This window comes from Streptomyces sp. NPDC048637, assembly GCF_040650675.1.
GTDB lineage: Bacteria > Actinomycetota > Actinomycetes > Streptomycetales > Streptomycetaceae > Streptomyces.
This window is the reverse complement of the sequence record NZ_JBEZHQ010000016.1, coordinates 42,509-56,196: the sequence shown is the minus strand read 5'-3', so window position 1 is coordinate 56,196 and position 13,688 is coordinate 42,509. Positions and strand designations below refer to the sequence as shown.

General features: G+C 72.5%; 12 protein-coding genes. 5 read left to right on the top strand and 7 right to left on the bottom strand.

Features of this window, described 5'->3' with window-relative positions; translation table 11 throughout:
* Positions 1–96: 96 nt before the first annotated feature.
* The 4 genes from AB0C46_RS20790 to AB0C46_RS20775 form a co-directional block, all read right to left on the bottom strand.
* The gene (locus AB0C46_RS20790; protein WP_362829392.1) at positions 97–1,098 is read right to left on the bottom strand and encodes a LacI family DNA-binding transcriptional regulator; all 1,002 of its coding nucleotides are present in this window, start codon (positions 1,096–1,098) and stop codon (positions 97–99) included.
* Positions 1,099–1,678: 580 nt separating this feature from the next.
* Positions 1,679–1,804, bottom strand: coding sequence for a hypothetical protein (locus AB0C46_RS20785; protein WP_362829391.1), 126 nt, complete (start codon positions 1,802–1,804; stop codon positions 1,679–1,681).
* 447 nt (positions 1,805–2,251) lie between these two features.
* Positions 2,252–2,680 (bottom strand): organic hydroperoxide resistance protein, encoded by a 429-nt coding sequence (locus AB0C46_RS20780; protein WP_168478972.1) that lies wholly within the window; start codon positions 2,678–2,680, stop codon positions 2,252–2,254.
* A 198-nt stretch (positions 2,681–2,878) separates the two neighbouring features.
* Positions 2,879–3,898 (bottom strand): NADP-dependent oxidoreductase, encoded by a 1,020-nt coding sequence (locus AB0C46_RS20775; RefSeq protein WP_362829390.1) that lies wholly within the window; start codon positions 3,896–3,898, stop codon positions 2,879–2,881.
* 88 nt (positions 3,899–3,986) lie between these two features.
* Here AB0C46_RS20775 and AB0C46_RS20770 point away from each other — a divergent pair, with 88 nt between their 5' ends.
* Both AB0C46_RS20770 and AB0C46_RS20765 read left to right on the top strand, forming a co-directional pair.
* Positions 3,987–4,418 (top strand): MarR family transcriptional regulator, encoded by a 432-nt coding sequence (locus AB0C46_RS20770; protein ID WP_362829388.1) that lies wholly within the window; start codon positions 3,987–3,989, stop codon positions 4,416–4,418.
* 374 nt (positions 4,419–4,792) lie between these two features.
* The gene (locus AB0C46_RS20765) at positions 4,793–6,616 is read left to right on the top strand and encodes an ABC transporter ATP-binding protein (protein ID WP_362829386.1); all 1,824 of its coding nucleotides are present in this window, start codon (positions 4,793–4,795) and stop codon (positions 6,614–6,616) included.
* A 107-nt stretch (positions 6,617–6,723) separates the two neighbouring features.
* On the opposite strand, the gene AB0C46_RS20760 is transcribed toward AB0C46_RS20765, so the two are convergent.
* Positions 6,724–8,361, bottom strand: coding sequence for an MFS transporter (locus AB0C46_RS20760; protein WP_362829385.1), 1,638 nt, complete (start codon positions 8,359–8,361; stop codon positions 6,724–6,726).
* 170 nt (positions 8,362–8,531) lie between these two features.
* Between AB0C46_RS20760 and AB0C46_RS20755 the strand changes: the two genes are divergently transcribed.
* A complete protein-coding gene (locus tag AB0C46_RS20755; RefSeq protein WP_362829384.1) occupies positions 8,532–9,491 on the top strand; it encodes a GntR family transcriptional regulator in 960 nt (319 codons plus the stop codon).
* On the opposite strand, the gene AB0C46_RS20750 is transcribed toward AB0C46_RS20755, so the two are convergent.
* Complete coding sequence (locus AB0C46_RS20750) at positions 9,484–10,716, bottom strand: helix-turn-helix domain-containing protein (RefSeq protein WP_362829383.1); 1,233 nt, start codon at positions 10,714–10,716, stop codon at positions 9,484–9,486. The two genes, AB0C46_RS20755 and AB0C46_RS20750, sit on opposite strands and share 8 nt — an antisense overlap.
* A 44-nt stretch (positions 10,717–10,760) precedes the next feature.
* Positions 10,761–10,907: a hypothetical protein gene (locus AB0C46_RS20745; protein ID WP_018088079.1), complete on the bottom strand. Its 147-nt coding sequence runs from the start codon at positions 10,905–10,907 to the stop codon at positions 10,761–10,763.
* 257 nt (positions 10,908–11,164) lie between these two features.
* Between AB0C46_RS20745 and AB0C46_RS20740 the strand changes: the two genes are divergently transcribed.
* Positions 11,165–12,163 (top strand): DUF3068 domain-containing protein, encoded by a 999-nt coding sequence (locus AB0C46_RS20740; protein WP_362829382.1) that lies wholly within the window; start codon positions 11,165–11,167, stop codon positions 12,161–12,163.
* A 279-nt stretch (positions 12,164–12,442) separates the two neighbouring features.
* Positions 12,443–13,681 (top strand): glycosyltransferase family 4 protein, encoded by a 1,239-nt coding sequence (locus tag AB0C46_RS20735; protein WP_362829381.1) that lies wholly within the window; start codon positions 12,443–12,445, stop codon positions 13,679–13,681.
* Positions 13,682–13,688 lie beyond the last annotated feature (7 nt).

Below are 13,688 nucleotides of genomic sequence, written 5' to 3'. Positions count from 1 at the left end.
GGCCGACTCGGGTGGCCGGTGAAGGCCGACTCGGGTGGCCCGCCCGGCCGGGGGAGCCGGAGCCGGAGTGCCGCTCCGGGCGCCGGGCGGGCCTGTTCAGGGGGTGGGCAGCTCGCCGCAGGAGCGGCGGATGACCAGCCGGGCCGGCAGCAGCACCGAGTCGGCGGGCCGGTCCTCGATCCGCGCCAGCAGGGTGTGGACGGCTGCCCGGCCCAGTTCGCGGGTGGGCTGGGAGATGGCGGTCAGCGGCGGATCGGTGTGGGCGAACCACGGCACGTCGTCGTAGACCACCAGCGCCACATCGTCGGGGACCCGCAGGCCGCGGGCGCGGAGTTCGTCCATCGCGCCCAGCGCCATCAGGTTGTCGGTGGCCAGCACCGCGTCCGGTGGCTCGGCGAGGTCGAGGAAGGCGCTCATCACCTGACGGCCGCCGGTGTGCTGGAGGTCGGGGGTGGCGCCGACCCGCTCGTCGGGCAGGGTGAGGCCGTAGCCCCCCAGCGCCGTACGGAAGAGGCCGAGGCGCTCGTCGCCGGTGGGGGTGCCGGCCGGGGCGACGATGATCGCGGGGCGGCGGCGGCCGAGGGCGGCGAGATGGGCGGCGAGCTCGGTGAGCGCGGTGCGGCCGTCGGCGCGGACGCAGGGGGCGTCGACGCCGGGCACGGTGCGGTCCAGCAGCACCAGCGGGGTGCCGGAGGCCACCACCTCGCTGAGCATCGCCGAGCCGGTGCCCGCCGAGCTGACCAGCAGGCCGTCGATCCGGCGGTCGAGCAGGGTGCGGATGTAATCGTCCTGCTGGTCGGGGCGCTCGCCGGCATTGCCGATGACCAGGCTGTAGCCGAGGCTGCGGGCCTCGTCCTCGACGGCGTCGGCCAGCTCGGTGAAGAAGGGGTTGGTGAGATCGCTGATGATCAGGCCGAGCGCACCGGTCCGTGCGGTGCGCAGCGCACGGGCGACGTTGTTGGGGCGGTAGCCCAGCTCCCGTACGGCGGCGAGCACCCGCTCGCGGGTCTCGGCGACCGGACTGTGCCCGTTGAGGACCCGGGAGACCGTGGCGACGGAGACTCCTGCCCGCTCTGCCACATCTTTGATGTTCGCCATGGCGCCGTTGCCGTTCTGTCTGTCTGCCGGTCGGTGGGTGGGTCTGTGGGTCGGTGGGTCTGTCGGTCGGGCGGTCTGTCTGTCTGTCTGTCTGGGCGAGCGCCTCCCGTGCGGGGAGCGGTGTGCCCTGATCGCCGTGTAATCGTTTTCGTGAGGAAGGCGTGGGGGATACGAAATCGATTACACGGGTGGTGCGTCAAGACGGGGTGAATGTTGCCTGCGTCACATCGGGGTGCGGGGCGGGGGCGTACGCGATGGCGGGAGGAGTGCGGGGCCGGGGTGACGGGAGGAGGCGGGAGGGGCGCGGCTGACGGGAGGGGCGCGGGAGGGGGGAGGAGGCGCGAGGGGCACGGGACGCGGGGCCGGAGGCGGGCTGCGAGGCGGCAGGCGTGTGAGGCGCGGACCGCGGCGGGTGCGCAAGGTGCGAACGCGGCAGGTGCGCAAAGCGCGAGGAGTGCGGGGAAACGCGAGACGTGCGGGACGTGCGGGACGCGTCGAGCCCGGGCACTCCCCCGTTGACCGTCCCGCCCAGAAAGCGGGCGTCGGCCGTGTCCGGACCCAGTGGGGCCCGGCCCGGTACTTACCGGACGAACTGCCCCACACAAGCGACGATCGCCACCAGCAGGCCCAGCGCACCGATGACGACCTGCCATCTGTCAGACGGCGCCCACCGGTCGCTCTCCTGCTCCGTGTCCTGATCGTCCATCGCTCCTCCTCGCTCCTCCGGACAGGCCCCGGAGACCAGGGCCCCCGCCGGCCGACCGCCGGCGGAGCTGCAGGGAGGAACGCGGTGAAGCCCCGCAAGAATAGCGCGAGTTGAGGCCGCACATGCAGGGAAACCGGACCGGAACGCCGGCCAGGAACGCCGGCAGACCGCGGGCCCGGAACGCGGGCCTGGAACGCGGGCCCGGAGAGCACCCCTTGAGAGCGGCCCCGGCGAACTCCCCTTGAGAGCAGGCCCGGAGAACGGACCGGAGAGCAGGCCCGGCGAGCAAGCCCGGAGAGCAGGACCCGAGAGCAGGACCGCAGCACGGCCCCGGAGCAACACCCCGCGCCCTGCCTGCGATGCACGCCCTCACCCCGTCGCAGACAGCACCGGGCCGCACCCCGTCACGGGATGCGGCCCGGTGGAAAAGCGCCGGAGCGCCGTGGGTCAGGCGACGGTCAGCTTGACCTCGATGTTGCCGCGGGTGGCATGGGAGTACGGGCACACCTGGTGCGCCTTTTCCACGAGGTCCTGGGCGGTGGCCGCGTCGACCTGCGGGATCGAGACGGCGATCTCGACGGTGAGGCCGAAGCCGCCGTCCGGGGTCTTGCCGATGCCGACCTTGGCGGTCACCCGGGAGCCGGAGACATCTGCGTTCTCCCGGCGGGCGACGACGCTGAGCGCACCCTGGAAGCAGGCGCTGTAACCGGCCGCGAAGAGCTGCTCGGGGTTGGTGCCTGCGCCGCTGCCACCCTGCTCCTTGGGCGGGTTGACGACCACGTCGAGCTTGCCGTCGTCGCTGGCGACGCGGCCGTCACGGCCGTTCTCAGCGGTGGCGACGGCGGTATAGACGACGTCGACGGTCTGGATGGACATACCGAATCCTCCTGTGGTTCGCCGCGACTCGCGCCCACGGATCGCGACGGCGTGCCGCCGAGCCTAACGGGCGGGGGCAAGAGGGTGAGGGAGGTGAGGAGGCGAGGGGGAGACACACGGCCCTCCGGCTTCCCCCCTCCCCTCCCCTCCCCTCCCCTCCCCAACCCCACCCCGTCCCGGCTGTGGCCCGGCCTTCCGTCAGCCCTCCAGGCTCACGATCATCTTTCCGGTGTTCTCGCCGCGCAGCAGGCCCAGGAAGGCCTCGACGCCGTTCTCGATGCCGGACACCTTGGTCTCGCTGTACTTCAGTTCGCCGGAGCGGATCCAGGCGGAGACCTCCTCGACGAACTTCGGCTGCAGCGCGGAGTGGTCGCTGACCAGCAGGCCCTGGAGGCGCAGGCGCTTGCCGATCACCATCGCGAGGTTGCGGGGCGCGGGGCTCGGCTCCGTGGCGTTGTACATCGAGATCATGCCGCAAATGGCGGCACGGCCATGGACGTTGAGGGAGTTGATGGCCGCTTCGAGGTGGTCGCCGCCGACGTTGTCGAAGTAGACGTCGATACCGTCCGGGGCGGCCTCCTTGAGCTGCTTGCGGACGTCGCCGTTCTTGTAGTTGAAGGCGGCGTCGAAGCCGTACTCCTCCACCAGGAGCTTGACCTTCTCGTCGGAGCCGGCGGAGCCGATGACCCGGGAGGCGCCCTTGAGCTTGGCTATCTGGCCGACCTCGCTGCCCACCGCACCGGCCGCGCCGGACACGAAGACGGCGTCGCCCTCCTTGAAGGACGCCACCTCCAGCAGGCCCGCGTACGCGGTCAGACCGGGCATGCCCAGCACACCGAGGTAGGCGGTGAGCGGAGCCAGCGACGGGTCCACCTTGGCGGCGCGCTTGGCGTCCAGGACCGCGTACTCACGCCAGCCGAGGCCGTGCAGGACATGGTCACCGACGGCGATGGAGTCGGCGCGCGAGGCGATGACCTCGCCGACGGCGCCGCCCTCCATCGGCTGGTCGAGCTGGAAGGGCGGGACGTAGGACTTCACATCGTTCATCCGGCCGCGCATGTACGGGTCGACGGAGAAGTGCTGTGTACGGACGAGGATCTGACCCTCGCCGACCTCGGGCACCGCGGCCTCGCGCAGCGCGAAGTCCTCCGGGGTGGGCCAGCCGTGGGGGCGGGCGACGAGGTGCCATTCGCGGCTGGTCGTGGGCAGTGCGGACATAAGCGCGATCCTCCTAATGCTTCAGGTGATGAAACAACCATGCTCCTCGATATTTCATGTTGTCAAGTAAATGGGTATCCTCGTGTGCATGACCCCCCGCGCAGACCCTCTGACCGTCGAGGTCGTCGACCTCATCGGCACCGTCGTCGCCCGCTACTACGAGGAGTACGAGCAGGCCGCGGCCGAGCACTCCCTCACCGGTGCGCAGGCCAGGGTGCTCAGCCTGCTCTCGCTGGAGCCGCTGCCCATGCGGAAGGTCGCCCAGCGCCTGAAGTGCGAGCCGTCGAACATCACCGGCATCGTGGACCGGCTGGAGACCCGCGGCCTGGTCGAGCGCCGCCCCGATCCGGCCGACCGCCGCGTCAAGCTCGCCGCCCCGACCGAGGAGGGCGCGCGCACGGCCGCGGCGCTGCGGACGTCACTCGACTTCGCGCGCGAACCCCTCGGCCGGCTGACGGCCGCCGAGCGGACGCTGCTGAAGGAGCTGCTGCAGCGGATGCTGGGCGTCGCCCCCGAGTGAGCGGGCGGGCGCCGACGGACCCGCCGCACGGCGCCCACCGCCACCTGGGCCGCTCCCGGGCCACCGGCCGCCACGGACAATGCCTCGACGCCCACTCCACACGGTCGGCGTGCGCCGCCTCCACGTCACGCGCACCGTTCGCCGAACGTCCGGCCATGCGCCGGAATGCACCTGTCCGGAATGCACGTGTCCGGAATGCACGTGTCCGGGGGCGCACCCGCCACCCTGTGCCGGAGCGGTCACCGACAGCCAACGTCCGCCAGCGGCAGAGAACTGACAGCCCGTCAGCACCCGGTGCTCATGCGCGTCCGGCACCGGCCACACCGGACGCAATTCGCTTGCACTTGCAGAGCGGGCATATTCCACTCGGTGACATGACTGTTCGTCACCCTTTCCCCCGGACCGGTGCCGCGCCGCGCCTGCGGACCTTGTGGTCGTTCGCTCTGCCGCACAAGGGTGCGTTGGTCGGGGCACTGCTTCTGGGACTGGTGGCGTCGGCACTGGGGCTTGCTACACCGATGGTCACCAAGTGGGTGCTCGACGCGCTGGGCACCTCGTCGTCGCTGAAGGGGCCTGTGGTGGCGCTGCTGCTACTGCTCGTGGTCGGCGGTGCCGTCCGGTTCCGGCAGTGGACCCTGCTCGGCACCGTGGGAGAGCGTGTGGTGCTGGAGGCGCGTGAGGCGATGGTGCGGCGCTTTCTGCGGGCCACCGTGCCAGCCGTCACCCGGCGGCCGACCGGTGAGCTCGTCACCCGCGTCACCTCCGACACGGTACTGCTGCGCGAGGCCGCCACCGGCGCGCTGATCGGCCTGGTCAACGGGACGGTCATGCTGCTGGGCACCCTCGTCCTGATGGGTGTGCTCGACGTCGTGCTGCTCGGCACCACGATGGTGGCAGTCGCGTTGACCGGTGTGCTGTTCGCGGTCCTGATGCCCGGGATCGCCGCAGCGCAGCAGCGGGCCCAGGAGCACCTCGGCCGGCTCGGTGGCGTGCTGGCGGGCACACTGCGCGCCATCAGAACGGTGAAGGTGAGCCGCGCCGAGGACCGCACGGCCGAGCGGATCCTGGCCGAGGCACGCACCTCCGCCGAATACGGCATCCACGCCGTCCGCCGCGAGGCGCTTGCCTGGACGGCCTCGCTGTCCGGCATCGAGCTGGCGACCATCGCGATCCTGGGGGTGGGCGCCTGGCGGGTCGGCGAGGGGCAGATGGAGGTCTCCAGCCTGATTGCCTTCCTGCTGTATGCGTTCGGGCTCATGGAGCCGATCACCGAGCTGAGTACCAACGTCAGCGCGCTCCAGGCCGGCATCGCCGCCGCGGAGCGCATCCGTGAGACTGCCGACCTGGCGACCGAGAGCACCGCGAAGCCGGCGCACTCGGCCAGCCCCGCGTCCTGCCGGGACCAGCGGCACGACGTGCCCGTGCTGGCGCTGAGGCAGGTCACCGCGGCATACGGTCCCGACGCCGAACCCGCCGTACGGGACATCGACCTGGCGGTCGCCCGGCGTGGGCACACCGCGATCGTCGGCTTGTCGGGAGCCGGCAAGACGACCCTCTTCTCCCTCTTCCTGCGCTTTCTGGAGCCGACGCGCGGCGAACTGCTCCTGGACGGCCACCCGTACCGCGACCACACCCACGAGGAGACCCGGGCGCGACTGGCGTACGTGGAGCAGGACACCCCGATCGTGCCGGGGACCCTCCGCGACAACCTGCTGCTCTCCCGCCCCGACACGACGGACGAGGAACTGCGCCGGGTCCTGCACGACGTCCGGCTGACCGAGAAGATCGACGCCCTCGACGACGGCCTCGACACACCGCTGTCCGACACGACCCTCTCGGGCGGCGAACGCCAGCGCATCGCCCTGGCACGGGCCCTGTTGCGCACCCCCGACGTCCTGCTTCTGGACGAGGCGACCGCCCAGCTCGACGGGCTGACCGAAGCTGCCGTCCACGACTGCGTCCGCGCCCGCGCGGCCACTGGTGCAGTGGTCACGATCGCCCACCGGCTGTCGACCGTGATCGACGCGGACACCATCGTGGTGATGGAGGCGGGCCGCATCCGTGTCCAGGGCAGCCACGAGGAACTGCTGGCGACAGACGCCCTGTACCGCGAGCTGGTGAAGTCCCTGCGCATCAGCACGGACCGCGCGCCGGCCCCGGAGGCCGTCCCCGCCCCTGCCCGGCGTACGACCCCCTGACGATGCCCGTGGTGCAAAGCCGCAGGTCGTGCAGTTCCGCAGCGGCCGCCGGCCCGTCCGCGGAACGCCGCGATGCCCCGGCCGGATGCGAACCTGCGACACCCCGGCTAAGGCGCAGAGGTACCGGTTGCCTCCGCTCGCGCCGGAACGGCGGTGCCCTGCGCCGCACCCGCCACCCCGGCGGCGTCCGCCTCCCCCTCGGCTCCCGGTGTCCGCAGCCCCCGCAGCAGCGCCAGGGCCAGTACCGCGGCGCAGACCATCACGCCCGCGGCGCCCAGTACGGCCGTCTGGAGACCGTCGGTGAACGCGGAGCGGGCCGCGGTCAGCAGTGCCTCGCCCGCCCGGCCCGGGAGTTCGGCGGCCACGGCGGCGGCGCCGGCCAGTGTTTCGCGGGCGGCGTCGGCCGCGTCCGCGGGGAGGCCGGCGGGCAGTGCGTCGTCCATGTCCGCGCGGTAGACCGCGCTCCCGATGCTGCCCAGGATGGCCATGCCCAGCGCGCCGCCCAGCTCGGTGCCGGACTCCAGCAGCGCCGAGGCGGAGCCGGCGCGCTCGGGCGGAGCGAGGCCGATGGCCAGTTCGTTGCCGAGTGACATCACCATCACCAGGCCCGAGGCATAGACCGACGAGGCCACCAGGACGAACCACAGGGCCGAGCCCGGTTCCAGCCAGGACAGCCAGACGAAGCCGCCGGCCGCGATAACGAATCCCAGGGCGATGACACAGGCCCGGTCCATCCGCTGAGCGAGCGCGGCGGCCGCCGGTGCCATACCGCCCACCGCGAGGGTCGGCAGCAGATTCCACAGCGCCGCCTCCATGGGGCTCATCCCCCGTACGGTCTGCAGGTACTGGGTGAAGAAGACCGCGCAGCCGACGACCGCGAACATCGCCAGCAGATTCATCAGCACCGAGACGCTGAACCCGCGGTGGCGGAACAGCGCCAGGTCGAGCATCGGATGGCGGGCGGTGCGCTGGCGGTGGACGAAGGCCGCGGCGGCCAGCAGGCCGGCCACGAGGACGAGGACGGGCCGCAGCGCCAGGCCGTCGCGGGCGATCTCCTTGATTCCGTAGACCATCGGCAGCATCGCGAGCAGGGACAGCAGCGAGCCGGGCAGATCGAAGCGCCCGGCCGCCGGGTTCTTGAACTCCGGCAGCAGCAGCGGGCCGCAGACCAGCAGCAGCACCATCGCCGGGGCGTTGATCAGGAACACCGAACCCCACCAGAAGTGCTCCAGCAGCGCCCCGCTGAGCACCGGGCCGACCGCGATGCCGCCCATCATCGCCGACGACCAGATCGCGACGGCCTTGCCGCGCTGCTTGGCGTCATGGAAGAGGTTGCGGATCAGCGCGAGCGTGGACGGCATCAGGGTCGCGCCGCCGATGCCGAGCAACGCCCGTGCGGCGATGAGCATTTCGGCGCTCTGCGCGTAGGCGGCCGCCCCGGAGGCGAGGCCGAAGAGGAGGGCGCCGGTCAGCAGCAGCCTGCGGCGGCCGATGCGGTCGCCCAGCGCGCCCATGGTGATCAGCAGACCGGCCAGGACGAAGCCGTAGACGTCCAGGATCCACAGTTGCTGGACGCTGCTGGGCTCCAGTTCCGCGGTCAGGAACGGCACCGCGAAGTAGAGCACCGAGACGTCCATCGAGACGAGAAGGCAGGGCAGCAGGAGGACGGCCAGGGCGGTCCACTCCCGGCGGCCGGCCGGTGGCGGGGAGGTGTTCGGAGTGGATGTGTACGGAGTAAACGACATGGGTGACACGGTAAGCAGGGCGCGCTTACGGTGCAAACAGCCGGACCGATAAGGGAATTGGAGGTGCATCACACTAGTGCACTTGCCTAGTGCAATGCCCTGGTGGGACCGCCGCTGTTACCCTCACAGCCAGCGAAATCCGCCTGGTGCACTAGTACGGAGGCCACCCAGTGGAGCAGTCAGCGCCGCCCCCCTACCGCCGGATCGTCGACGAGATCCGGCGCCGCATCGACACCGGTGAGCTCACGCCGGGCGACCGGGTGCCCTCGACCCGGCGGATTACCCAGGAGTGGGGGGTGGCGATGGCGACCGCCACCAAGGTGCTCACCACACTGCGCCAGGAGGGGCTGGTCCGTGCCGTACCGGGCGTGGGCACGGTGGTGGCGGAGCCGCAGCCGCAGCGGACCGCGCGCTCCGAACTCCCGCGTGAGCGGCGGCCGCGCGAGACGGACAGCGGGCTGAGCCGCGAGAGCGTCGTAGGGGCCGGCCTTAAGATCGCCGACGCCGAGGGGCTGCGGGCGCTGTCGATGCGCCGGGTCGCCGCCGAGTTCGGGGTGTCCTCGATGGCGCTCTACCGCCATGTGGCCAACAAGGACGAGCTGGTGGTGCTGATGGCGGACGCCGCCTTCCGCGACGTCGAGCTCCCGCACCCGGCACCGGACGGCTGGCGCGCGCGGATGGAGGCGGGCGCACGGCTGCAATGGGAGCTCTACCAGCGGCATCCGTGGCTGGCGCACTATCTGTCGATCACCCGGCCGCAGCCGATGCCGCGGGCGATGGCGCTCATCGAGTGGACCATGGCGCGGGTGACGGGCCTGGACCCGGTGACGCTGATCCATATGGCCATCACGCTGCTGAACTACGTGCGCGCCACCGCCGCCGGCTTCGAGGACGATCTGGAGGCGGAGCAGGAGACCGGGCTGGACCAGGGACAGTGGATGGCGTCCATGGAGCCGGTGTTCGAGGGCATCCTCACCTCGGGCTCCTACCCCATGTACGGGGGGATCTCGGGGCACGACGAGGACGTGGTGAATCTGACGTCGCTGTTCGAGTTCGGGCTGGCCCGGCTGCTGGACGGGATGGCGGCGCTGGTGGAGGGCCGGGCGGCGGACCCCGGCGGGGTCAACTGAGCTCCCCGCGCAGCCGCCGGGCCCGTAACACCAGCTCCAGTTCGAAGCGGCGGTCCGGGTCGTCGATCTCCGAGCCCCATAACTCCCTTATCTGGCGCAGCCGGTAGCGCACGGTCTGCGGATGGACGCCGAGCCGGGCGGCGACCTCGGGGGCGCCGCCGCGGGTCTCCAGCCAGGCGAGCAGGGTCTCCGCGAGCCGCCTGCCATGGGCCGGGCCGCAGCTGTCCAGAGGGGCGAGACGGCGGCGGGTGAGGTCCTCGATCAGCTCCTCCGGCGGCAGCAGGACCAGCGCCTCGGTGTGCTCAGTGCACTGCAGCAGCTCGCCCGCGGGCAGCAGTCCGCGCTCCGCCAGATCGACCGCGGCCCCGGCCCAGCGCAGCGATTCCGCGGCGTCCAGCAGCGGCACCACGGGGCCGATCGCGCCCGACCAGCCGGCCGCCGCGCGGGCCAGCAGCTCGCGCCGCCCGGGGGCGTCCGGCTCGGGCACCACCATCCGCGGCCGTTCACTCTCCATGTCCAGCAGGACGTCCGGGGCGACGGCGGGCGCGACCGCCTCCCGGGCCGGCCGCAACAGGACCGCGATCGCGACCCGTCCGGGCAGCGGCCAGCCGATCCTGGCGGCGCGCTCGGCGAGGGCCGGCGGCACCCCGTCCGCCGCTCCCGCTCCGCGCCGCCGTCTGCCGGGGACGGTGAACAGCTGCTCCATCAGGCGCCGTTGCAGCCGCAGCCGCTCACCGGCCTGGCGGGCGGCGGCCTCGGCGTAGCCGCGTACGGATTCGGCGACCAGCCCGTCCAGATACTCGTAGCCGGACTCGGCGAGCTCGTACATCGCGGGCGCCGGGATCGCGACCTGCTGGCCGATCTCGGCGAGCCGCCGCCAGGCCAGCCGGACGCCGAGCCGGTAGACGGCCTGCAGGACGTCCAGGCTGCGGCCCTGGATGCCCTCGCCCCGGCCGAACTCCTGGAAGACCCGCGGATGCACATGCGGACGGTCCGGACCGGCCGTCAGATGGGCGACGAAGTGCTCCAGCGACTGGCGGATGCCCACCAGCGCCCGGGGCTCCCCGAACTCATCGAGTATGAGCGGAAGTTGCGGGTACTCGTGGCGGATCTCCCGGAGGATGTCCTGGGCCAGGGCGGGCACCTCCTCCAGCGCCAGGGCGGCGAACTGCCGCACCTGGTAGGGCGGGACCTCCCGCCAGGCCGAGCGGACGGCTGTCACCATGACCCGGACCTCCTCAGCACGCCCCGCCTCCCCGGCCCCGCCCGCTACTCACCGCTCCGGTCGAAGGTCACCAGCGGCACGTTCGGCTGCTCGGGGGTGGCGTCCAGGGCGGCGACGATGCCGAGCGCGACGCCGACGGCGAGGAGGGCGGCGGTCAGCGCGGTCAGCGCGGCGGCGAGCGTTCGGTGCATGGCGCGGCGAGCCCTTCGTCGATGCCGGAGCCCGTATGCGGTCTCCGTCGAGGTTGGCGCGGCACACGGCACGGTCCCTCGGGGCCGGCCCGGTGCCGCGTCCCACAGCGCGGCACCACTGGAGTCGTGGTGCCTGCCGAGTGTGGAAGGGCATTGACGCCCTGTCAAGAGTTCCTTTACGTTCCCGGCCCATGGCGCCGCGCGGCGCCGCACGTGCACCAGAGCGTGATTCCCCCACCGCTTCCAGGAGTGCCCGTATGCCCGTATCCGGCAAGCCCACCACCTCCCCCACCGCGGCCACCGCCGCCCCCACCGCCTCGCCCCTGTCGCTGGCCGTCCTCGGTCTCGGCGTCTTTCTGCTGGTCCTGGCACCCCTGCTGGCCTGGTACGTCGCGCCACGGGCCAAGGTCACGCCGATCGACGTCGATGTCACCACCGTCTTCACCGGCAACGGCAGCTACTTCGACACCGCAGCGCTGAAGACCAGGGACCGCCGGCGGATCACCATCACCCGGCACGTACTGGGCGATGTCGCGGCGAGCGAGAAGAGCGGGCGGGCCGTGTGGGACGTCTCCACGACGGTCGACACCCCGCAGACACTGGCGCTGCAGGACCCGCGCCGGGCGTTCCAGTGGACCACCGAGCGCTGGGTCACCGACCGGCACAGCAATGCTCCGGTGCACTGCTGCGAGGAGGCCCCGACCCGTTTCGACGGCGATGCCTACCTCAAGTTCCCCTTCGATGTGCAGAAGACGGGCTACCGCTGGTGGGACAACACTCTGGGCGCCGCCGTCCCGCTCCGCTTCGCCGGTACCCAGCGGGTCCAGGGCTACCCCGGTTACCGCTTCACCGGGACCGTGCCGCCCACCCGGACCGGCAGCCGGCAAGTCCCCGGCCGGCTCGTCGGACGGCCACGGCAGGGCCAGATCCAGGCCGAGGAGTGGTACGCCAACTCCGGTATCGAGCTGGTCGTCGAGCCGCGCACCGGCCGGATCATGCATGCCGCGATCTCGCCGCTCAAGACGCTGCGGGCACCCGGCGCCCGGCGTACCGCGGTGACGCTGCTGCGCGGCGAGCGGCTGGCGTTCACGCCCGCGACACAGCGGGCGCAGGTGCGGCTGGCGAAGGCGGACAGCGAGAAGCTGGCGCTGGTCGGCCGGACGCTGCCGGTCACGGCCGCGGCGGCGGGCGGGGTGCTCGCACTGGCCGGGGTGGTGTGGGCGGTCCGCGGACGGCGGGCGACCGGCCGGCCCTGAGCGAAGTGATGAACCATCAGCCCGCATCGGCGCGGTTTTTGTCATCCCGGTGAGTAGCCGCGGCGAACGGGGCGGGCGAACACTGTCCACCCCACACGCAGCCGGCCGGCCTGCCGTTCGGCGCACGTCCGCTTCACCACAGCACAGTGCCGCGAGCGCCGCTCCGCCCCGCCGCACGGTGGGACCGCGGCACCGCATGATGCAGCACGGCCCGCACGACTCAGTACGCAGTACGTCCCCCACCGCCGGTACCGCACCCTGAGACGAGTTGGATCGCACATGCCCCAGCACGTACGCCCGTCCCCGCCCCCCGCGGCACCCGCCCCCGCTGCCCCGGTGTCCGGGCCACCCGGCGCGGGGCCACCGCCGTTCCCCCGCCGGATCGTCTTCCTCGCCCGCCGCGATCTGGGCAACCCCGCCGCCGGCGGCTCCGAGCTGCTGGTGGACCGGCTCGCCGAAGGGCTCACCGCCCACGGCCACCAGGTCACCCTGCTGTGCGGCGGGCCGCCGTCCCCCGAGCTCCCGGCTCCTCCCCCGCTCCCGGCTTCGCCCGAGCGGGGGGACCCCCATGACCAGGGCGGTGCCCCCGCCCGCGGCTACCGGGTGGTGTCCGCGGGTGGCGACGCCGGTCATTTCCTGCGTGTGCCACGCCAGTTGGCGCGCCGGGTCGGTGACTGCGATCTGCTGGTCGAGGTCTGCAACGGTATGCCGTACCTGGCGCCGCTGTGGCACCGCGGTCCGACGCTGTGCCTGGTCAACCATGTCCATACGGACCTGTGGCGGCTGCGCTGCCCGGGGCCCGCCGCCCGGCTCGGCCGTCGCCTGGAGCACTGGGCGCTGGCCGGTGCGCACCGCCGCGATCTGATGGTGGCGGTCTCCGGCTCGACCGCGTCCGCGCTGCGCGGCCTCGGTGTCGACCCCGGCCGGATCCGCCTGGTGTACAACGGCGTGGCGGATCCCGGCCCTCCGGTTCCCAAGGCGCCGGAGCCGCTGTTCCTGGCCATGGGGCGGCTCGTCGAGTACAAGCGCATCGATCTGCTGCTGCGGCTGTGGGAGCGGGTCCGGCCGGTGACCGGCGGCCGGCTGGTGATCGTCGGCGACGGCCCGGAGCGCGCCCGGCTGGCCGCGGCGGCCGGGCCCGGTGTCACCTTCACCGGCCATGTCTCCGAAGAGCGCAAGCACCAACTACTTGGTTCCTCCTGGCTGTTGCTGCATCCCTCGCTCGTCGAGGGCTGGGGGCTGGTGGTGATGGAGGCCGCCGCCCGCCGCACCCCCGCCATCGGCTTCGACATCCCGGGCCTGCGGGACTCCGTCGAGGACGGCATCACGGGGCTGCTGGCCCGCGGGGAGAGTGCGTTCGCCGCGCACTGGTGCACCCTCGCCCTCAGTGCCCGGCGGCGCGACGCCCTGGGCCGCGCCGCCGAACGGCGCGCCGCCCGCTTCCGTTGGAGCCATACGGTGCAGAGCTTCCGGGCGGTCGCCGCGGAGGCCGTCCTCGACCCGCTCGCCAGGCGGTGAAGGCCCG